19 protein-coding genes and 2 riboswitches are annotated in these 20,169 nt (G+C 73.0%); of the genes, 10 read left to right on the top strand and 9 right to left on the bottom strand.

Features of this window, described 5'->3' with window-relative positions:
- Together FKD65_RS09945 and FKD65_RS09940 are read left to right on the top strand one after the other, a co-directional pair.
- On the top strand, positions 1–411 hold the full coding sequence (locus FKD65_RS09945) for a cytochrome c oxidase subunit 4 (protein ID WP_141577178.1): 411 nt from the start codon (positions 1–3) through the stop codon (positions 409–411).
- 200 nt (positions 412–611) lie between these two features.
- Positions 612–1,817, top strand: a complete 1,206-nt coding sequence (locus tag FKD65_RS09940) for an Ig-like domain-containing protein (RefSeq protein ID WP_240810060.1) — start codon at positions 612–614, stop codon at positions 1,815–1,817.
- Between the two features lie 7 nt (positions 1,818–1,824).
- Here FKD65_RS09940 and FKD65_RS09935 read toward each other — a convergent pair whose 3' ends face one another.
- The 5 genes from FKD65_RS09935 to FKD65_RS09915 all read right to left on the bottom strand — a co-directional run bounded on the left by FKD65_RS09935 (position 1,825) and on the right by FKD65_RS09915 (position 9,086).
- A complete protein-coding gene (locus FKD65_RS09935) occupies positions 1,825–3,288 on the bottom strand; it encodes a M48 family metallopeptidase (protein WP_141577176.1) in 1,464 nt (487 codons plus the stop codon).
- The gene (locus tag FKD65_RS09930) at positions 3,285–4,553 is read right to left on the bottom strand and encodes a hypothetical protein (RefSeq protein WP_141577175.1); all 1,269 of its coding nucleotides are present in this window, start codon (positions 4,551–4,553) and stop codon (positions 3,285–3,287) included. Before FKD65_RS09930 ends, FKD65_RS09935 begins: the two co-directional genes overlap by 4 nt.
- 39 nt (positions 4,554–4,592) lie before the next feature.
- Positions 4,593–5,423 (bottom strand): CHAP domain-containing protein, encoded by an 831-nt coding sequence (locus FKD65_RS09925; RefSeq protein ID WP_141577174.1) that lies wholly within the window; start codon positions 5,421–5,423, stop codon positions 4,593–4,595.
- Between the two features lie 5 nt (positions 5,424–5,428).
- Positions 5,429–5,564: riboswitch (cyclic di-AMP (ydaO/yuaA leader) on the bottom strand.
- Between the two features lie 155 nt (positions 5,565–5,719).
- Positions 5,720–5,918, bottom strand: a riboswitch (cyclic di-AMP (ydaO/yuaA leader).
- A gap of 497 nt (positions 5,919–6,415) precedes the next feature.
- Entirely contained in the window at positions 6,416–7,474 is a 1,059-nt protein-coding gene (locus FKD65_RS09920) for a C40 family peptidase (protein WP_240810059.1), read from the bottom strand.
- A gap of 205 nt (positions 7,475–7,679) precedes the next feature.
- Positions 7,680–9,086 (bottom strand): NYN domain-containing protein, encoded by a 1,407-nt coding sequence (locus FKD65_RS09915; RefSeq protein WP_141577173.1) that lies wholly within the window; start codon positions 9,084–9,086, stop codon positions 7,680–7,682.
- Positions 9,087–9,247: 161 nt separating this feature from the next.
- Between FKD65_RS09915 and FKD65_RS09910 the strand changes: the two genes are divergently transcribed.
- The 3 genes from FKD65_RS09910 to FKD65_RS09900 all read left to right on the top strand — a co-directional run bounded on the left by FKD65_RS09910 (position 9,248) and on the right by FKD65_RS09900 (position 12,285).
- Positions 9,248–11,128, top strand: coding sequence for a DEDD exonuclease domain-containing protein (locus tag FKD65_RS09910; protein ID WP_141577172.1), 1,881 nt, complete (start codon positions 9,248–9,250; stop codon positions 11,126–11,128).
- A 34-nt stretch (positions 11,129–11,162) separates the two neighbouring features.
- Positions 11,163–11,912: a rhomboid family intramembrane serine protease gene (locus tag FKD65_RS09905; RefSeq protein WP_141577171.1), complete on the top strand. Its 750-nt coding sequence runs from the start codon at positions 11,163–11,165 to the stop codon at positions 11,910–11,912.
- An 85-nt stretch (positions 11,913–11,997) separates the two neighbouring features.
- A complete protein-coding gene (locus FKD65_RS09900; protein WP_141577170.1) occupies positions 11,998–12,285 on the top strand; it encodes an Lrp/AsnC family transcriptional regulator in 288 nt (95 codons plus the stop codon).
- Positions 12,286–12,290: 5 nt separating this feature from the next.
- Here the strand turns inward: FKD65_RS09900 and FKD65_RS09895 are convergent, their stop codons facing one another.
- Both FKD65_RS09895 and FKD65_RS09890 read right to left on the bottom strand, forming a co-directional pair.
- Positions 12,291–12,992 carry a hypothetical protein gene (locus tag FKD65_RS09895; RefSeq protein ID WP_141577169.1) on the bottom strand — a complete coding sequence of 234 codons (702 nt, stop codon included), beginning with the start codon at positions 12,990–12,992 and terminating at the stop codon, positions 12,291–12,293.
- Between the two features lie 17 nt (positions 12,993–13,009).
- Entirely contained in the window at positions 13,010–13,726 is a 717-nt protein-coding gene (locus FKD65_RS09890) for a FadR/GntR family transcriptional regulator (RefSeq protein WP_141577168.1), read from the bottom strand.
- Positions 13,727–13,804: 78 nt separating this feature from the next.
- Between FKD65_RS09890 and FKD65_RS09885 the strand changes: the two genes are divergently transcribed.
- Genes FKD65_RS09885 through FKD65_RS09870 form a run of 4 tightly spaced genes read left to right on the top strand, consistent with a single transcriptional unit; the run spans position 13,805 to position 17,801 of the window.
- Positions 13,805–14,836 (top strand): ABC transporter ATP-binding protein, encoded by a 1,032-nt coding sequence (locus tag FKD65_RS09885; RefSeq protein WP_141577167.1) that lies wholly within the window; start codon positions 13,805–13,807, stop codon positions 14,834–14,836.
- Between the two features lie 36 nt (positions 14,837–14,872).
- Complete coding sequence (locus FKD65_RS09880) at positions 14,873–16,081, top strand: ABC transporter substrate-binding protein (protein ID WP_205718617.1); 1,209 nt, start codon at positions 14,873–14,875, stop codon at positions 16,079–16,081.
- Positions 16,078–16,992: an ABC transporter permease gene (locus tag FKD65_RS09875; RefSeq protein WP_141577166.1), complete on the top strand. Its 915-nt coding sequence runs from the start codon at positions 16,078–16,080 to the stop codon at positions 16,990–16,992. Before FKD65_RS09880 ends, FKD65_RS09875 begins: the two co-directional genes overlap by 4 nt.
- Positions 16,992–17,801: an ABC transporter permease gene (locus FKD65_RS09870; RefSeq protein ID WP_141577165.1), complete on the top strand. Its 810-nt coding sequence runs from the start codon at positions 16,992–16,994 to the stop codon at positions 17,799–17,801. The genes FKD65_RS09875 and FKD65_RS09870 overlap by 1 nt, the downstream gene beginning before the upstream one ends.
- Positions 17,802–17,849: 48 nt before the next feature.
- Here FKD65_RS09870 and trpD read toward each other — a convergent pair whose 3' ends face one another.
- Together trpD and FKD65_RS09860 are read right to left on the bottom strand one after the other, a co-directional pair.
- Entirely contained in the window at positions 17,850–18,899 is a 1,050-nt protein-coding gene (gene trpD / locus FKD65_RS09865) for an anthranilate phosphoribosyltransferase (protein ID WP_141577164.1), read from the bottom strand.
- 80 nt (positions 18,900–18,979) lie between these two features.
- Positions 18,980–19,402, bottom strand: a complete 423-nt coding sequence (locus FKD65_RS09860; protein ID WP_141577163.1) for a response regulator transcription factor — start codon at positions 19,400–19,402, stop codon at positions 18,980–18,982.
- Between the two features lie 163 nt (positions 19,403–19,565).
- Between FKD65_RS09860 and FKD65_RS09855 the strand changes: the two genes are divergently transcribed.
- Complete coding sequence (locus FKD65_RS09855; RefSeq protein ID WP_205718616.1) at positions 19,566–20,150, top strand: heme-copper oxidase subunit III; 585 nt, start codon at positions 19,566–19,568, stop codon at positions 20,148–20,150.
- The last annotated feature ends 19 nt before the right edge of the window (positions 20,151–20,169 follow it).

Below are 20,169 nucleotides of genomic sequence, written 5' to 3'. Positions count from 1 at the left end.
ATGCGCGTCCAGGCGTTCATGTTCTACGGGTGCGCGGTGTTCTTCCTCGCCACCGACGTCGTGTACTGGCTCTGGTCCAACGACTGGACCGGCACGACGGCGCTCGGGCTCGCCGTCGGCCTCGCCGGGCTCATCGGGTTCTACGTCCACTTCACGGTCCGGCGCCTCGAGCGCGCCAACGCGGGCCCGCTGTACGAGGACGACCCCGAGGGCGAGATCGCGGACGCGGCGGGCGAGCTGGGCTTCTTCAGCCCGCACAGCTGGTGGCCGCTGTTCGTGGGATTGTCGGCCACGGCCGTGGCGCTCGGCGTCGTGTTCGGCTGGTGGCTGGTCATCCTCGGCGCCGCCGCCGCGATCCTGACCTCGATCGGTATGGTCTTTGAGTACTATCGGGGCCATTTCGCCCACTGATCAGTAAAAGAACCCCATCAAGGGCCGGTGTCCGCTTTTTAGCGGGTACCGGCCCTTTCACACATACTGGACGCCGCTCCAGCGATGGGGCTGGGCAGCGGACCGATCGTCCAGGGGAGCGACCGGGGGGTCCCATGCGGGTGGGTGGCTCGAGACCGGGAGGCCGGGGGCGGTGTACGGCCGTCCTCGTAGGCGCGGGCGTGGTGGCGGGTGCCGCGGCGTGCTCGGGAGGCGTCGGACCGGACGCCGGGAACGAGGTGAAGCTCGCGGTGTCCCCGGGCGGGGGCGGCGGGAGGCTGAGTCCGGAAAGCCCCATCGCCGTCGAGGTCCGGCAGGGCACGATCGAGGACGTGACGGTGTCGGCGAAGGGCGGCGTGGTCGAGGGGGACCTGAACGCCGACAGGACCAGGTGGCGGTCCCGGTGGTCGCTGAAGCCGGGCACGGCGTACACGGTCGCCGCCACCGCCCTCGGAAAGGACGGCCGGACCCGTACGGTCCGCAGTGCCTTCACGACGGCCAAGGCGGACAAGACCAACGGCGTCACGATCGAGGCGCCGTTCAACAGGGAGACCGTCGGCGTCGGCATCCCGATCATCGTCCACTTCACGCGTCCGGTGCAGGACCGGGCGGCGGTCGAGCGGGCCCTGGAGGTCACCGCCGACAAGACCGTCGAGGGCGCCTGGAGCTGGTTCGGCGCCCAGGAGGCGGTCTTCCGGACGAGGCAGTACTGGCCCGCCCACACGAAGGTGTCGTTCAAGGCGCACCTGAGCGGCGTGCGCACCGGCCAGGGCGTGTACGGGGGGAAGGACTACGGCGTCGACTTCAAGGTCGGCGACTCCCACGTGTCGACGGCCGGCGAGGACAGCCACAAGATGGTCGTGAAGATCAACGGGAGGAAGGCCCGCACGGTCCCGACGAGCATGGGACGCGGTGGGGTCCGCAAGTACACCACCACCAACGGCGTCCACCTCGCGATGGGCAAGGAGGACCCGACCGTCATGACGTCGGAGTGGGACGGCTGCGGTCCCGGCTGCGCCGGGTACTACAGCCTGACCGTCTACAAGTCGGTGCGGATCTCCGACAGCGGCGAGTACGTCCACAGCGCGCCGTGGTCGGTGGGCTCCCAGGGGAGCGAGAACGTCAGCCACGGCTGCATCAACATCAGCCCGTCCAACGCGAAGTGGTTCTACAACCTCGCCCAGCGGGGCGACCCGATCACGGTGACCGGGAGCAGCCGGCAGCTGGAGCCGGAGAACGGCTGGGGCTACTGGCAGGTCAAGTGGCAGAACTGGGTGAAGGGCAGCGCGCTGAAGCGGTCGGTCACGACGGCTCCGCACGTGGACGCGGCGACCCTGTCGGCGCAGCGGGGGGCGCAGGCCCCCGGCGGCCGGGCCGAGGGCAACTGAGCGCCGGCTAGCGCAGCGGCGGCGGGACCCGGACGCGGTGCAGGCGCGCCCAGTCGCGGGCCATGGCGATCCGGTCGGGGCCCGAGGGGTGGGTGAGCCACAGCAGGTACTCGGCCGCGTCGGGGTCCAGGTCGGAGATGTTGCGCACGGACAGCGCGTGCTGCATCGACACGAACGTCGAGGGGTCGCGGGCGAGGTCCAGCGCGTGGACGTCGGCGCGGGCCTCGATGCGGCGGCTCACGAGGTTCTGGACGGGGGCGGCGAGCGTCGTCCCGGCCGTCACGAGTGCGAGGAGGAGCGCGATGGACCTCGGGTCGGCCGCCCCGCCGCCGCGGCGCGCGTCCGGGGCCGCCCCGCCGGGGCCGGCCCCGGCGGGATCGAGCCCGGCGCGCCGCAGGAGGCCGGGGGACGTCATCAGCAGGTACAGCAGGCAGAGGGCCCCGGCCACGCCGAGCGCGCCCACGAGCGTGCCCCACAGCACGTCGTCGCGCTTGGCGTGGCCGAGCTCGTGCCCGACGATCGACTCGATCTGGGCGGGCGGCGACTTGAGCAGCGTGTCGTACAGGACGATGCGGCGCGTGGAGCCGAACCCGGACACGTAGGCGTTCAGCGACGTCGTCCGGCGGGAGGCGTCCGCGACGAGGACCTGCTTGACGGGCACGCCGTCCCGCCGGGCCATCGCCAGCAGGTCGCTGCGCAGCTCGCCCGCCGGCAGCGGGTGGAACCTGTTGAACACCGGTTCGACGGCGAGCGGGTAGACGAACGAGACGAAGACGACGAGGACGAACCCGCCCGCGGCGGCGCCGGTCCACCAGTAGCGCGGGAAGCGGCGTACGAGGGCGTAGAGGAGCAGCAGGGCGATCGTGTAGATGACCCACGTGACCGCGAGGGACTTCACCTGGTCGACGAGCCACGAGGGCCAGCTCTGGGTGGAGAGCCCGTAGCGGCGCAGCACCGACTCGCCCCAGATGTCGAACGGCAGCCCGGCGACGCGCAACAGCGTGGTGAGGGCCAAGGTCGCGACGATGACGCGCAATGGTCGGCGCCGGAGGCGCTCCGGGGGGTGTGGGGGGTCGCCCCCCCTCGAAGAGAACGGCCGTCGGCGTGTTCTGACGGTGGCCCAGCCGATGAAGCGCGCGCCCAGCGGGGTGAAGCCGAGGAGCAGGACCAGGGCGAGGCCCACGGCGAGCCCGGTGTAGGCGGGCGGGTTGACGGCCGAGTCGAACGCCTTGGAACGGGCGATCTCGGCGGGGGTGAAGTCGAGCGCGGGGTCGGCTTTCACACGTCCGCCGGGGACGTGCCCGGGCAGCGGGGTCCACGGCGTGGTCTGGGCGAGGACGGCCGCGACCCCGGCGAAGAGCACGGCGGCGGTGGCGGCGGCGGCAATCCGGGGCCGGCGGGCCGGGGCGGGGCCGCGCGCCTCGCCCGCGGTGTCCTCGGCGCGGCCCTCGTCCGTCTCCGCCTCGCTCATGCGAGCTCCTCTTTCACGTAGTCGCGCCAAAGTGCGGTGAAGCGTTCCCGCGTGAGGCCCAGCACGTCGCGCAGCGCCGCGGCCTCCGGGGCGCGCCCGGCGGCCCGGTAGAGCCGGACGAGCGCCGCCTCACCGTACCGGTCGGCGACCATCCGGCAGGCGAGCCAGGCCTCCTGGTAGGACTGGGAGAGGCGGGGGGAGCCGCCGGCGAACGCGGCGGCGGCGGGGAGCGCGGACGGCGCCCGCCCGGCGGAGACCTCGCGGCGCAGCTCGCCCGCCGCCGACCGCGTGCTGATCTTGACGCGCCGGTAGCCGACGTAGTCCGCGAAGCCCTCGATCAGCCACAGCGGGGTGCGCCGGTCGCGGGCGCCGCCGGTGGCGACGTGGGTCAGCTCGTGCGTGAGGACCACGTTGCGGCCGAGCTCGTTGAGGCGCCCGAAGGTGCCGGGGGAGATGATGACGCGGTCCTCGCCGCGGCCGTCCCCGGGGGCGATGGTGGCGAGCGCGGCGATCTGGCCGAGGCTCTGCCCGGGGCCGGCGAGCGCGGAGGCGAGGGAGGCGTCGGCGGGGACGAGCGCGACGACCCGCTGCGCCCACCCCTTGCCGACCACGGAGGTGACGACCGGGACGGCCGCGTCCAGCCGCTCGGCGATGCGGGCGAGGCCGGTTCCGTCGCCGATGACGAGCCCGGCGCGGCCCCTGACCACCGTCAGGGGGCCGCTGTCCCAGATGTCGGCGTCGTCGGTGAGGCCGCGGGCGGTCCCGTCGCCGACGATCGTCCACGTCCCGCCCCGCGGGGCCAGCGTGAGGTAGCGGGTGCGGGCCACGTCGCTCCTGTCGAAGCCGCGCAGCCTGTAGCGCACCTCGACCCGGACGACGGCGCTGCCGCCGTCCATGGCCTCGGTGCCGGCGACGCGCTCCCTCCAGCCCTCCAGGGGAAGCTTCCGCAGGTTGTCGAACATGAGGGTGTGGGCGTCCTGGAAGGCGGCGGGCGCGTCGCCCACGGTGGCGAGGAACGCCGTGCGGTCGCCGTCGCGGACGGCGCGGGCGCGGTTGGCGAGGACGGCGGCTGCCGACTCCGGGCTGAACGTCCCGGCGACGCGGGCGGTGGGCCCGCCGGGCGCGCCCGCGCCGGCCGTCCCGCCGCCGGAGCGCGAGCCGGCCAGGCCCGCGCCCCCGGCGAGCAGGACGGCGGCCCCGCCCGCGCCCAGGGCGAGGACCTTGCGCCGCGTCACGGGGGCGTCCTGCCCGGGGCCTTCCTCCATGGGCGCGATCCTATGCAGGGAGCGGCGAGGGAGACGGCATCACGACCGGTAGTCCGGGTAGCCGTAGCCGACGACACTGTCTTTGGAACGTTCCTTTACGCGGACGGCGTTGTCGGTGTTGCCCTCGACGGCCTCGATCGTGCCGTCGTCGATCTCCTCGACGACCATGCCGACGTGCTGGATGTCGTCGAAGGACTTGCCGCCGTCCCACGCGTAGAAGACGATCGCGCCGGGCCTCGGCTCGGTGCCCCAGCGTCCGTGCTCGGCGAACCAGCGGGCGTGCGCGATCGTCCAGGCGTCGCTGCCGATCTGGTCGCCGAAGCCGATCTGCTCGCCGACCCAGGAGACGAACATGTCGCACCAGTTCGCGTCGCTGTAGCCGTCGAGGGAGCCGCCGTCGCGCGCGAGCGTCTCCCGCGCGCGGGACGTGGACATGTACCACTCCTGGAACTTGGTCTCGCCGGCGCCGTCCTCCTCGATCCCCACCTGCGAGCGGGCGAGCCTGATGGCCTGCGCGGCGGTGGGCCGCGACTTCGCGGCCGCCTCGCCGGACGGCTCACCGGTGGCCCTGGGCGACGGCCGCGCGGACCGCTCCCTCTTCGGGGCCTTCGGGGCGGCGCTCGCGGGCTTGTGCCCGGACGGGCGGCTGGACGGTGCGCCGGGCGCCGTCAGGCCGGGGGCGAGGTCGGCCGCGGCGGCGGACCTCACCGGGGCGGGACCGAAGGGCAGGACCGACGCCTGCGCGGTCGCGGCCGCGGTGCCGAGCACGGCGGCGCCGACGACGACGCCGCCGGTGGTCCGCCACGTGACGGCCAGGGAGCGCGGCCTGCGGTGCTTGCCATGGGATTTCTTGCGGTGTGCACGGGGCACGGGGGTTCTCCTTCCATGCCGCCTACCGGGTTAGCTGACGGGTTCGGGCGTGGAAGCCGCCCTACGGCCGCGCGGAGGCAGGCCGATTCACCCCGAAAAGGACACAGTGGGTCCCCGGCTCCGCGTCGGCCGACCGTGCGGGGCACGGCGGTGCGCGGACTCGGCGGTGACGTGCCCGGGGGCGGGCACGCCGGTTCGGATGGGGGAGCTCGGCGGGCGGGGGCGCCCGCGGAGCACAGGGGGTCCGGGGCGTGGCCGGGTGGCGGCCACGCCCCAGGTACCGCTGCGGGATTCACTCCTTCTCTTCCAGACGCCTACCGGGTTAGCTGACGGGTTCGGGCGTGGAAGTGGCCCTACGGCGGCTCTCACCGGAACTTCGGGAGAGACGCGCCGATTCACCCCGGTGCCGGAATGCCCGTCCGGAGAAGACTCTCCGGACTCCGGCGGATATGGGTCCCCGGTTCCGCGTTCGGGCGGATTCGGCGCTGCCGCTGCGATCCTGGGGGCGATATGGGGCCCGGCGCGGGACCTGTCTCCCGCGTGCGAACGAGCGGCGCCTGATGTTGTGCGCGGACGGCGGCCCGTCTCCGGGGGCCGTCCGGGGCCTGCCCCGCGCGGTTCACCGCGGCAGCGCTCTCAGCGCCATGCACGCTGCGGGCGTGCGCACGGTGGGCGGGGTCGGCCCGGTCTGCGTCGAGACCGTGCGGCGCCTTCGGGCGCCGCGGGACGGCACGTGGGGCGCGCCGTCCTGGGGGAGCGACGCGTGGATCGCGCCGCCGTCACGCGGGTGCTGGATGCGCCGCGTGGGACCGGGGCGCCTGGGGGGCGCCCTGGGGCCACGGCGTCTGGAGGGCGCCGTGAGTGGTGACAAGGTACCAAAGCCCCAAGAGAAGGCAAACCCCCACAAAATCAACAACGGACCAGGTCAAGCCTGGTCCGTTGTCGGTGAGGGCTCTGTCACACCCGCGCGGCGGGGGTGTCAGGGCGCCGCGTCAGGGGCGCCCGGCGCCGTAGTAGTTGCTCAGGTAGTAGCCGGAGGTGATGTCGCTGATCTTGACGACGTCGCCGGTGCTCGGAGCGTGGATCATCTTGCCGCCGCCCACGTACATGCCGACGTGGCCGAGGTTGCTGAAGAACACCAGGTCGCCCGGCTGCAGGTTGCTCTTGTCCACCCGCTTCGTCGCGGCGTACTGGGTGTTGGTGGTGCGGGTGATGCCCACGCCCGCGGCGCCCCAGGACTTCATGGTCAGGCCGGAGCAGTCGTAGGTGCCCGGGCCCGTGGCGCCGTAGGAGTACGGCTTGCCGAGCTGGGCGTAGGCGAAGTCGAGCGCCTTGCGGGCCGACCCGCTGGCCGGGCCGTTGTAGGTGCCGCCGGTGCCGCCGCGCCCGTTGCCGCCGCCGCCGCCGGAGTTCGTGCCCCCGCCGAGCCGCCGCACGAGCGACTTCTGCTTCTGGACCTGCTTGTCCAGCTCCTGCTTCTGCTTCTTCAGCTCGTTCTGCTTCGACTTCACCTCGTCGTAGGCGGTCTTCGCCTGGGACTGCTCGCGGCGGAGCCGCTGGGCCGTCGCGAGGAACTGGGTGAGCTGGGAGCTGCGCTCCTGTGACAGGTGCGAGAAGACGGCCGCCTGGTCGAGGATCGACTGCGGGTCGTTGCTGCCGACGAAGCCGGTGACGTCGGTCGAGTCACCGTTCTTGTAGGCGGTCGCCGCCATCTGGGCGATCTTGGACCGCTGCTCCTCGAAGCTGGCCTGCTCCTGCTTGCTCGCCCTGGTCGCGGCGTCGAACTTCTTCTTGGCGACCTTGAGCTTCTCGCGGTTCTGGTTGAACTGCTCGACCTTCTGGTCCATCTTCTCGTTGAGCTTGTCGAGCGTCTTCTGAGCCTGCGCCCGGGTCGGTTTGGGCTCGGCGTGCGCCACCACCGGGGAGCAGGTCAGGGAGACCGTCACGGTCAGGCCGGCGACGGCCGCCAGGCGCCGGGAGACGCCTCGGCCCGCAGAGCCTGCCCTGCGGCCAGGCCGCTGCGCCGGTGCCCCGATGAGATCTTTGGCCACGGTCGGTTTCGCCCCTCTCGTCCACGACGTCAGCGGACGACATTAGCGAGGGGCAACAGCCGTCACAACCGATTCATCACTCTTTGATTGACATCTATGAAGAATGTCCACTTTGCGTGACGTCATGATCACGTACGGCGAGCCTTGCCTTATGAGAGCCTTATGGTCGCCTTATGGGGGAACCGCCGCCACGACACGCCCGGCGCTAGGAGCGGCCCAGCCTCCGCAGCAGCAGGGAGGACGGGCAGGGGCGCGCGCCGGCGCGCCGGGCGGCGTCGGCGACCTCCCGGTCGGCGGACACCACGACCACCGACCGTCCCGGCGGCTCGGCGCGAACGAGCTCGCCGATCAGCTCGTCCGCCGTCTGCCCCGGATGGCTGAACAGCACCCGCACGCCGCGCGGCGCCGCGATGGCGACCGGGGCCTCCAGCTCCGCGCCGTCGAACACGCACGTCACCTCGGCGCGCGTCTGCGCGGCAAGCCCGCCTAGCCCCGACAGCAGCCGGCTGCGCTGGTCGGCGAGCGGCAGCTCCCCGTACCCCGTCTTGGTGACGTTGTAGCCGTCCACCACCAGGTGCACCTGCGGAAGCGTCAGCAACCGGTCCAGCAGCTGCGGGTCGCTGTCGGACAGGGCCCGGCCGGGCAGCGCGCGGTGCGCGAGCCGGTCGGGCTCCAGCCCGCCGACCGCGTCGGCGGGACGGCCGATGGTGGAGGGCAGGGCCAGCTCCCGGCGGACGCCCTGCGCGGCGTCCACAAGGGTGTCGAGCAGCATCCGCAGCCGGACGTCGTCGACGTTGCGGCCCTCGCGCGCGGCACGCCTGGCGGCCTCGGCCGCCTCCTCGGCCCGCGCGGCGCGGGCGCGCAGCCTGCGCAGCTCCTTGTCGGCGGCGGCGGTCGACTCGCGGGCCGCGGCGAGCTCGCGGTCGGCGTCGGCGGCGACCGTGTGGGCGCGCTCCTCCGCGGCCCGGTACCGGGTGCGCGCGTCGTGCAGCTTGCGGCGCAGCTCCGCGACCTCGGCCTTGGCGTCGCGCAGCTCGGCGCGCAGCTTGGCCAGCTCGGCGCCGCGGGCCTCGCGGGTCGCGGCCAGCTCGGCCCGCAGCGCGTCGATGCGGCGCTCGGCCTGCTCCTCCTCGGACGCGGTCGCCGAGCGCGCCAGCTCCTCGCGCGCCGATTCGACGAGCCCGGTCCACCCCGCGGGGCGCAGCAGGTAGGCCAGCACCGCGATGCGCACCGGGTCGGCCGCGGGCGGCACGTCCCCGCCCTCGACCGCCTCCACCAGGTCGGCCTGCGCCTCCCGCAGCGGCACGGCGACCCGCCGCCGGAACTCCTCGTCCTTCTCCAGGGCCGCCGCGATGTGCTGGCCCGCGAGCTTGGCGCGCTTGCGCCGCTCGAACCGCGCGAACCGGCGCAGCGGCGCGGGGACCTCGTCGGCCGGCAGCGCCCCGATCAGCTCGGCGGCGGCCTCCACCACGCCCTGCCGCACCGCCTCGGGCAGCGGGCGGGCCAGCTTCTCCGCGGGAGCCCCGCCACCGGGGGTCGCTTCGGGGCCGCTGTCGATGATCCCGCTCCTTCCGGGCTGCGCCGCCGGTGGGCTGTGTGTTCCCGAGCGCATCCGCCCTAACCAGGACGAACGTGTGATCGGACGGATCGCGCCGAACCCGCGGCGGGATGCCTCCCGCCCGTCCCCGCGGCCCCCGACCGGCGGGACGTCCCGGCGCCCCCCAACCCTAGCGGCACGAAGTTCTGTCGGTGGGGTCCTCTACGGTCGCGCACATGACGGCTGCGCACGGTGTCCACGGGCACGGTGGTCAGGGATCCGGCGTCCAGGAGCCCGGCCTCCAGGGGCGCGGGGACCGGGGCCACGGGGTCCGGGGCCACGGCGTCCAGGGCACCCTGGACGATCTCGGCACCCCGCTCCGCGACGTCACCTTCGTGGTGGTCGACCTGGAGACCACCGGCGGCTCGGCCGCCGACTCGGCCATCACCGAGATCGGCGCGGTGAAGGTGCGCGGGGGAGAGGAGCTCGGCGAGCTCGGCACGCTGGTCGACCCCGGCGGGCCCGTCCCGCCGTTCATCACCGCCCTGACCGGCATCACCACGGCGATGGTGACCGCCGCGCCGCGCATCGAGTCGGTGCTGCCGGCGTTCCTGGAGTTCGCGCGCGGCTGCGTCCTCGTCGCGCACAACGCCTCGTTCGACATCGGGTTCCTCAAGGCGGCGTGCGCCGCGAACGGCTACGCCTGGCCCGCCTTCGCGGTCGTCGACACGGTCGACCTCGCGCGCCGCGTCCTGTCCCGCGACGAGGTGCCCAACTGCAAGCTCGGCACGCTGGCCCGCTTCTTCCGCACCTCCAACGAGCCGACGCACCGGGCCCTCGCCGACGCCCGCGCCACCGTGGAGGTCCTGCACGGCCTGATCGAGCGGCTCGGCTCGTTCGGCGTCACCTCGCTGGAGGAGATGCGCGGCTTCGCCAAGGCGCCCACCCCAGAGCAGCGCCGCAAGCGCCACCTCGCCGACGACGTCCCGTCCACCCCGGGCGTCTACCTGTTCGAGGACCACGCCGGCGAGGTCCTCTACGTGGGCAAGAGCGGCGACCTGCGCTCGCGCGTGCGCAGCTACTTCACCGGCTCGGAGACGCGGTGGCGCGTCCGCGAGATGGTCGGCCTCGCCGAGAACGTCCGCACGATCGTGTGCTCGACGGGGCTGGAGGCCGAGGTCCGCGAGCTGCGGCTGATCGCCGAGCACAAGCCGCGCTACAACCGCCGCTCCAAGTTCCCCGAGCGGGCGATCTGGCTGAAGCTGACGGTGGAGCCGTTCCCGCGGCTGTCGATCGTGCGGGAGTGCCGCGCCGACGGCGCCCGCTACCTCGGGCCGATCTCCTCGCGGCGGCAGGCCGAGGAGGCGCGCGCCGCGCTGCACGAGGCCGTGCCGCTGCGCCAGTGCACCCAGCGGATGACGCTCCGCCTGATCGAGCGCGGCAGGACGCGCGCGTGCGCGCTCGCCGAGCTCGGCCGCTGCGGCGCGCCCTGCGACGGCCGCGAGTCCGCCGACGCCTACGCCGTCCACGCCGGGACGGCCCGCTCGGTCATGGAGGGCGACGTGCGGCCCGTCGTCGCCGCCGCGCAGGTCCGCATCGACCGGCTGGCCTCCGAGCTGCGCTACGAGGAGGCCGCCGCCCAGCGCGACCGGCTCGCCGCGTTCGTGCGGGCCGCCGCGCGGGGGCAGCGGCTCGCCGCGCTGGCCCGGCTGCCCCAGCTCGTGGCGGCCCGTCCCGCCTTCGACGGCGGCTGGGAGCTGTCGGTCGTGCGGTACGGCAGGCTCGCCGCCGCCGGCACCGTCCCGGCGAACGCCCGGCCCCGCCCCTACGTCGACGCGCTCATCGCGACGGCCGAGACGGTGTTCCCGCCCTCCGGCGAGGCGCCCGGCGGCGTCGCCCTCGGCGCGCCCCCCTCGCAGGGCGCGACCGCCGAGGAGATGGAGTGCGTCCTGCGCTGGCTCGACCTGCCCGGCGTCCGCCTGGTCGAGGTCGACGGCCCGTGGACGTGCCCGCTGCACGGCGCCGAGGGGCTGCGCGAGTGGATCGACAAGGCCTACGACAGGTCGTACGCGCGCCCCGAGGCGCCCCATCGCGGGCCTCGCCGCCCACTAAGGTGACCGTGTACACCCGGCAACCGGAGGACGACCCCGCATGGCACTGCCTCTCTATGACAGTCAGCCTGCGCGGCGCGTCCCCTGGGTGACGTACCTGCTGATCGCGGTCAACGTGGTCGTCTTCCTGCTCACCCCGATGTCGAACTTCGCCGCCTGGTACGGCACGGGCTCGGTCCGCGAGTGCAAGGCGACCTACTTCACGTTCGAGTACGGCGCCGTGCCGAAGGAGCTGACCACCGGAGACCAGCAGCCGGTGCCGACCGGGGTCGTGCACGAATGCGGCCCCGAGAAGTTCGGCAAGGCGCCCTGGACGACGGCGTTCACCTCGATGTTCCTGCACTCCAGCGCCCTGCACCTGCTGGGCAACCTCGTCTTCCTGTTCGTCGTCGGCATGGGGGTGGAGGACCGCCTCGGCCGATGGCGCTTCCTGCTCGCCTACCTGGTGTTCGGGCTCGTCGCCGTCTACGGGTTCGCGTGGACGTCGCCCGACTCCACCGTCCCGCTCATCGGCGCGTCCGGCGCGATCGCCGGGGTGATGGGCGCCTACGTGATCCTCAACCCGCGGGGCCGCGTCGTCAGCTGGGTGCCGCCGGTCATCGTGATCCGGCTGCCGGTGTGGGTGGTCCTCGGCTACTGGTTCGTCCTGCAGTGGCTCTCCCTCGGGGACGAGAAGAGCAACGTGGCCTACACCGCGCACATCTACGGCTTCGTGGCGGGCGTGGTGTTCGCGCTCCTGGCCCGCCGCGCCGGCCCGGCCCGGCGCCTGGCCGCGCTCAGCCGCGGCTGACCCGGCCCCCGCGCGGGCGTCCCCTCGCGGCCGCGCGGCCGGCCCCCGGTAGGGTCGGAGCGTCCGAATCTGTGGGGAGGGTGCAGTGGTCACTGCGATCGTGTTCGTCAAGGCCGACGTCGCGCGCATCCACGAGGTGGCCGAGACGATCGCCGCGCTGGACGGCGTCAGCGAGGTGTACTCCATCACCGGCGACCACGACCTCATGGTGATGGTCCGCGTGCGCCGCCACGAGGAGCTCAACGACGTGATCCCGGGCCGCCTCAACAAGGTCCCCGGCATCGTCGGCACCGAGACCCACATCGCGTTCCGCACCTACTCCCAGCACGACCTGGAGCAGGCCTTCGCCCTCGGCCTCCCCGACGCCGACTGACCGGCCTAGGGGCCGACGACGAGGGCTACGCGGTCGATGCCCGCGCCGCAGGGGCGGGCGGCGTAGCCGGGCGACTCGCGGTAGACGGCCCCCGGGGGCCAGCTCGCGGTGTTGGACGCCATGACCCGGCCGGGGGCGTTGACGACGAACGCGGGCGCGGGGATCTTCCGCAGCGCCGGGACGACCTCGTTCTCGAACGTCCGGGCGAACACGTCGGCGGCCGCGACCCCGGCGAACGCCCCGCCGACGCGCACCGGCGCCGACAGGGTGAGGACGTACTCGTCGCTGCACAGGTAGTCGACGTAGGGGCCGCAGACGGTCCGCTCGGCGCCGTCCTCGGGGCCGGTGAACCACTCCCAGGCGGTGTAGTCGTACAGGGCGCTGCTCTCGGGGTTCAGATCGCGCAGCAGCTGGGACGGCCGCCCGGCCGGGCCGGTCTGCCACCACTCCATGTACCAGGCGGCGTCGGCGAGCAGGCGCGGCGCGGCGATGAAGCCGAGGCCGCAGACCAGCGGGCCGAGCCGGGCGTGCAGCAGCGGGCGCAGCCCGGCGAGGTCGTCGCGGGCCGGGGCGCGGCCGGCGCGCCGGACGTCCTCCAGGCACCGCTGCGCGGCGTCGCGCACCTGCGCCACGGTCGTGAAGACGCCGTCCAGGGTCGCGCGGACGTGGGCCGCCGCCGCGCCGACGGCCGGTGGCTCGGCGGGCATGGGTCCCCCTCGGGGTCTCAGAGTGCGAGCCGTCGTTCAATCAGACGTTCTACCGCATTCAGGACGTGACTTTCAGCGACATCGCGGGCCCGGCCCTCGTCGGCGGCCTCGATCGCCCCGACGAGCGCGGCGTGCTCGGCGTCGACCGCGCCGCGCCGGTCGGGCAGGTCGTGCACGGCCCAGACGAGCGGCCCGATCTCGGCCTGGAGCCGGATCTCCTCCCGGGTGAGCCGGCCGGACTGGGAGGCGGCGGCGACCTCCAGGTGGAGCCGGCCGTCGAGCCTGCACATCGAGGCGGCGGAGCCGGTCCCGGCGATCTCCTCGAGCGAGCGCCGCAGCCGCCGGACGTCGCCGGGCAGCGACCGCGCGGCGGCGAGGCGGGCGGCGGCCCCGGCGATGGCGGCGTAGTGGTCGCCGAGGTCGCGGAGTTCTTCCGCGCTGAGCGAACGCAGCCGCTCGTCGAGGTCGAACGCCCTGGCAGGGGCCCGGACGAAGCTGCCGCCCCCGCGTCCACGGCGGGTGTCGATGAGCCCCTGTTGACGCAAGGCCATCAGCGCTTCGCGTAGGGTGACCGTTGATACACCGAGATATGCCGACAGATCGGTCTCACTGGGCAGCTGCTCGCCGTCGCCGAGGAGGCCGAGCGCGATCGCGTCGCTGAGGCGCCGTACGACCGCGTGCACCCGCGCGGTGTTGTCTACGGGAGCGAACACGACGAGGTGCGCGCTGTCCATGGGCCCCCTCCCGGTGTTGACACAGTGATACCGGAACATCACTTGAACTTAAACCTATGAATCCATATGTTTTCGGTCATGCCGGCTTCAGCGGTGAGGATCCGCGATCTGCGCAAGACCTTCGGCCCCGTCGAGGCGGTGGCGGGCGTCGACCTCGACATCGGGGACGGCGAGTTCTTCTCCATGCTCGGCCCGTCCGGGTCGGGGAAGACGACCGTGCTGCGGCTCATCGCGGGCTTCGAGCGGCCGACCTCTGGAACGATCGAGCTCGGCGGCAGGGACGTGACGTCGCTCGCGCCGTTCGACCGTGACGTCAACACCGTCTTCCAGGACTACGCGCTCTTCCCGCACCTGGACGTGCTCCGCAACGTCGAGTACGGCCTCAAGGTGCGGCGGGTGCCGAAGGCCGAGCGCCGCGAGCGGGCGCTGGAGGCGCTGCGCAGCGTCCGGCTCGACGGGCTCGGGTCGCGCCGTCCCGCCGAGCTGTCGGGCGGGCAGCGCCAGCGGGTCGCGCTCGCCCGCGCGCTGGTGAACGAGCCGAAGGTGCTGCTGCTCGACGAGCCGCTGGGCGCGCTCGACCTGAAGCTGCGCGAGGAGATGCAGGTCGAACTGAAGAGCATCCAGCGCAGGGCCGGCATCACCTTCGTGTTCGTCACCCACGACCAGGAGGAGGCGCTGACCCTGAGCGACCGGATCGCGGTCCTCGACGGCGGCCGGGTCCAGCAGGTGGGCACGCCCGCCGAGGTGTACGAGCGTCCCGCCACCGAGTTCGTCGCGGGCTTCGTCGGCACGACCAACCGCATCGGCGAGGTCTGCGTGCGGCCGGAGAAGATCCACGTCCACGCCGGCGGCGCGGACGAGCCGGGCGCGCCGGACACGGGGGACCGGCAGGCGCTCGGCACGGTCGCCGAGGTCGTCTACGCGGGCGCGGTCACCCGCTTCGTCATCGACCTGGAGTCGGGGGACCGGGTCGTCGCGCTGGAGCAGAACCTGCGGACCTCCTCCATGGACGTGCTGGGCCGGCGCGGCGCGCGCGTCCGGATCAGCTGGCACGAGGCGCACGAGTTCCACGTGTCGGGGGCCGGCGCCGCGCCGGCCCCCACCCCCTGAAAACCCCCGAAAAACCCCCACAATAAGGAGTTCCCCATGTGGTCCACGCGCATGGCGCTCGCCACCGCGGCGACGCTGGCGATCGGACTGGCGGCCGCCGCCTGCGGCGGCGACTCGGGCGGCAAGGCGACCGCGGCCGGGCAGGGCGGCTTCACGGTCCCCAAGGTGCCCATGCAGCAGTCGCTCGGCAAGGGCGAGGGCCAGGTCAACCTGGTCGCCTGGGCCGGGTACGCCGAGGACGGCTCCAACGACCCCAAGGTCGACTGGGTCACCCCGTTCGAGAAGCAGACCGGATGCAAGGTCAACACCAAGGTCGCCGGCACGTCCGACGAGATGGTGACCCTCATGAAGACCGGCGAGTACGACGCGGTCTCCGCCTCCGGCGACGCCTCGCTCCGGCTGATCGCCTCCGGGACGGTCGCGCCGGTCAACACCAAGCTCGTGCCCAACTACGCCGACGTGTTCGCCGGGCTGAAGGGCAAGCCCTGGAACTCGGTGAACGGCACCGCCTACGGCATCCCGCACGGCCGCGGCGCCAACCTGCTGATGTGGCGCACCGACAAGGTCAAGACCGCCCCCGACTCGTGGGGCGCGGTGTTCGACGCGAACTCCCCGTACAAGGGGAAGATCACCGCCTACGACTCGCCGATCTACATCGCCGACGCCGCGCTCTACCTGATGTCGGCCAAGCCCGAACTCGGCATCAAGAACCCCTACGCGCTCGACCAGAAGCAGTTCGACGCGGCCGTCGAGCTGCTGAAGACCCAGCGCGGGCTCGTGGGCGAGTACTGGTCCGACTACACCAAGGAGGTCCAGGCGTTCAAGAGCGGCGACTCGGTCCTCGGGACGACCTGGCAGGTCATCGCCAACCTCGCGCAGGGCGAGAAGGCGCCGGTCGAGGTCACGCTGCCCAAGGAGGGCTCGACCGGCTGGTCGGACACCTGGATGGTCGGCGCGAAGTCCGAGCACCCCAACTGCGCCTACAAGTGGATGGACTGGATCGTCTCCCCGAAGGCCAACGCGCAGGTCGCCGAGTGGTTCGGTGAGGCCCCGGCCAACGCCAAGGCGTGCGCGGAGACCGCGGACAAGAAGTTCTGCGACACCTTCCACGCCACCGACGAGAGCTACTTCTCCAAGGTGCACTTCTGGACGACGCCGATCGCCCAGTGCCTCGACGGGCGCAAGGACGTCAAGTGCGTCGACTACTCCAAGTGGACCCAGGCGTGGACCACGATCAAGGGATGACCGCCCCCGCCGCGACCGGCGGGAAGGACGGCCGCCCGGCGCCGGGGACCCGGCGCCGGGCGGCGGCCCTGCTGTACCGCCGCCCCCGGCTGCGCCTGTCGCTGCTGCTGTCGGCGCCGCTCGCCTGGCTGGTCGTCGTCTACCTCGGCGCGCTCGCCGCGATCTTCCTGACCGCGTTCTGGACGACCGACGTGTTCACCGGCGACGTCGTCCGGCAGTTCACGCTCGCCAACTTCCAGACGCTGCTCGACGAGCCGGTGTACCGGACGGTCGCGCTGCGCAGCCTCGGCGTCGCCGCCGCCGTCACCCTCATCGACACCGCGATCGGCCTCCCGATGGCGCTGTACATGGCCAAGGTCGCCAGGCCGCGGTACCGGCCGTACCTGGTGATCGCGATCCTGGCGCCGCTGTGGGCCGCCTACCTCGTCAAGGCGTACGCGTGGCGGGTCATGCTGGCGGAGGGCGGCCTGGTCGACGAGGTGCTGGGGCCGTTCGGGCTCTCCGGGCCCGGCTACGGCCTCACGGCCACCGTGGTCGTGCTGGCCTACCTGTGGCTGCCGTACATGATCCTGCCGGTCTACGCGGGCCTGGAGCGGCTCCCGGACTCGCTGCTGGACGCCTCCGGCGACCTCGGCGCCCACCCGCTGCGCACGTTCCGCTCGGTCGTGCTGCCGCTGGTGTTCCCCTCCCTGGTGGCCGGGTCGATCTTCACGTTCTCGCTGTCGCTCGGCGACTACATCACCGTGAAGATCGTCGGCGGGCGCAGCCAGCTGCTCGGCAACGTCGTCTACGACAACATCGGCGCCGCCAACAACCTGCCGTTCGCGGCGGCGGTCGCCACGATCCCGGTGGTGGTGATGCTCGGCTACCTCGCCGCGGCCCGCCGCACCGGCGCGCTCAGGGAGCTGTGATGACCCTCTCCCCCGCCGCGCGGATCGCGCTGCGCGTCATGATGTCCCTCGGCCTCGCCGTCATCTACGTGCCGCTGCTGGTCGTGCTGGTCAACTCCGTCAACGCCGACACGACGTTCGGCTGGCCGCCCTCGGGGTTCACCGGGCGCTGGTGGTCGCAGGCCCTGGACAACGAGGGCGCCCGGCAGGCCGTCCTCACCAGCCTCAAGGCGGGCCTCGGCGCGACCGCCGCCGCGCTCGTCCTCGGCACCATGGCGGCCTTCGCGGTCGCGCGCCACCGGTTCTTCGGGCGCGAGACGGTGTCGCTGGTCGTGGTCCTCCCGATCGCGCTGCCCGGCATCGTCACGGGCATCGCGCTCAGCAACGCCTTCCAGGTCGTGCTGAAGCCGCTCGGGATCGGGCTCGGCCTGTTCACCGTGATCGTGGGGCACGCCACGTTCTGCGTCGTCACGATCTTCAACAACGTGCTCGCCCGGCTGCGGCGCACCGGCACGAACCTGGAGGAGGCGTCCGCCGACCTCGGCGCCGACACGTTCCAGACGTTCTGGCACGTCACGTTCCCGGCGCTGCGCTCGGCCCTGCTGGCCGGGGCGCTGCTGTCGTTCGCGCTGTCCTTCGACGAGATCATCGTGACCACGTTCACCGCCGGGCCGGGCGCCCAGACCCTGCCGATCTGGATCTTCAACAACCTGTTCCGGCCCAACCAGGCCCCGGTCGTCAACGTGCTGGCCGCGGCCCTGATCGTGCTGTCGGTGATCCCGATCTACCTCGCGCAGCGGCTGTCCAGCGGGGCCCGCGGCGTCACGTGAGCCGTGCGCCCGCATGCCCGCGGAGCCGTGTGAGCGCCTGCGCGGGCGTCAGCCGCGCAGGCGCCGGGAGGCCTCGATCCAGCGGTCGAGCAGGGCGCTCGCGGCCCCGGAGTCGACCGCGGCCGCGGCGCGCCCGTAGGCCTCCCGCAGCGTCGCGGTGAGGTCGGCGGCGGCCGGCGCCCCCTCGTAGGCGGTGATGAGCGCGGCGGCGTTCAGCAGCACCATGTCGCGGACGGGCCCCGGCCGCCCCGCGAACGTCTCGCGCGCCACCCGCCCGTTGAAGGCCGCGTCGGCGCCGCGCAGGTCCTCCGGCTCGGCCGGCGGGATGCCGAGGTCGGACGGGTCGAAGGTCGTCTCCGTCGCCGTCCCGTCGCGGACGACCCACACCGTGGAGGTGCCCGTGGTGGTCAGCTCGTCGAGCCCGTCGTCGCCCCGGAACACCAGCGAGGAGCAGCCGCGCGCGGCGAACACGCCCGCCATCACGCCCGCCATCCGCGGGTGGAACACCCCGACCGCCTGGGCCAGGGGGCGCGCCGGGTTCGTCAGCGGGCCGAGGAAGTTGAAGACCGTGGGCGTGCCCAGCTCGCTGCGGGTGCGCGAGGCGTACTTCAGCGCCGGGTGGTAGAGCGGAGCGAAGCAGAAGGTGATGCCGACCTCGTCGGCGACCCGCGCGGTGGCCTCGGGGGACAGGTCGATCGCGACGCCGAGGTGCTCCAGCAGGTCGGCCGCGCCGCACGAGGACGACGCGGCGCGGTTGCCGTGCTTGACGACCCGCACGCCCGACGCGGCCGCGACCACGGCGGCCATCGTGGAGACGTTGACGGTGTGGGCGCGGTCGCCGCCCGTCCCGACGAGGTCGGCGATGTCGCCGGGCACGTCGATGGGGGTGGCGTTGTCCATCATGCCCTCGGCGAGCCCGGTGACCTCCTCGACCGTCTCGCCCTTGGCGCGCAGCGCCACGGCGAAGCCCGCGATCTGCACGTCGGTGGCCTCGCCGGACATGATGCTGTTCATGGCCCAGGAGGTCTCCTCGCTGGACAGCGAGTCGCCCGACACGAGGGCGTTGAGCAGTGCGGGCCAGCTGGTGCGCGCGTCCATGTCGCCTACAGGGTCGTGGTGGTCAGCGTCGTGGAGGTGGTGCCGTCGGAGAGGTGGTGCCGCGGGCTACGGTGCGGGGGTCACAGGGCCGGAAGGCGGTTCTGGACCCGCTGCCGCATGAGGCCGGCGAGAGCGTTCGCGAGGCCCATCGGGTCGATCGGCAGGCCCACCACGGCGTCGGCGCCCGACCAGGTGGCGAGCCAGCCGTCGTCGCGGCGGCCGATGATCGCCAGGACGGGCGGGCAGTCGTACACCTCGTCCTTGGCCTGCCGGCACACGCCGAGGCCGCCCGCGGGCTGCGCCTCGCCGTCGACGATCAGGACGTCGACGCCGCCCTTGTCGAGCCGGGCCACGACGGCCGGCTGGGTGGCGCACTCCTCGAACTCGACCTTCGGGAGGCCGGCGGCGGGACGGCGCCCGATCGCCATCCGGATCTCGGCGCGCGTGTTCGCGTCGTCGCTGTAGACGAGGACCTTCATCGGGCTCTCCGGGGCGGTGCTCATGGACGTGAGGGTACCGGGTCGCGGCGCCGGTGACACGCTCGGGGAACCCTAGATGGGGGGTCATGCGTCAGTCACTGGATAGGGGCGCAATAATGCTGGCGTGACAGCATCCGCGATAGAGACAACACCTCACGCACGGGCGAACCGTCCCAATCTGGTCAGCGTGGGGACGATCGTTTGGCTGTCGTCCGAGCTGATGTTCTTCGCGGCGCTGTTCGCGATGTTCTTCACGATCCGCTCTGTGACGATCGGCCAGTCCGGCCACCACGCGTGGCCCGGCGCCCCGCTGGACCTGCCGCTCTCGGCGATCAACACGACCGTCCTCGTGCTCTCCTCCGTGACCTGCCAGATGGGCGTGTTCAAGGCCGAGGCGGGCAAGGTCGGGCGCGACGGGAGCCTGCTGAACGTGTCGCGCTGGGGCCTGCGCGAGTGGTACGTGCTCTCCTTCCTCATGGGCGCCTACTTCGTCGCCGGCCAGGGCTACGAGTACTCCCAGCTGGTGACCAAGGACGGTCTCACCTTCTCGTCCTCGGCCTACGGCTCGGTCTTCTACCTGGCCACCGGCTTCCACGGCCTGCACGTCATCGGCGGCCTGGTCGCGTTCCTGTTCCTTCTCGGGCGCACCTACGCCGCCAAGCGGTGGACGCACGAGCAGGCGACGAGCGCGATCGTCGTCTCGTACTACTGGCACTTCGTCGACGTGGTGTGGATCGGCCTGTTCTCGGTCGTCTACCTGCTCGACCTCTGACCGACCCGACCCACCCGAC

Origin of the sequence: Actinomadura sp. WMMA1423 (genome assembly GCF_006547145.1) — a bacterium.
In the GTDB taxonomy this organism is placed as follows: Bacteria; Actinomycetota; Actinomycetes; order Streptosporangiales; family Streptosporangiaceae; genus Spirillospora.
This window is presented reverse-complemented; position numbering and strand designations above follow the sequence as displayed.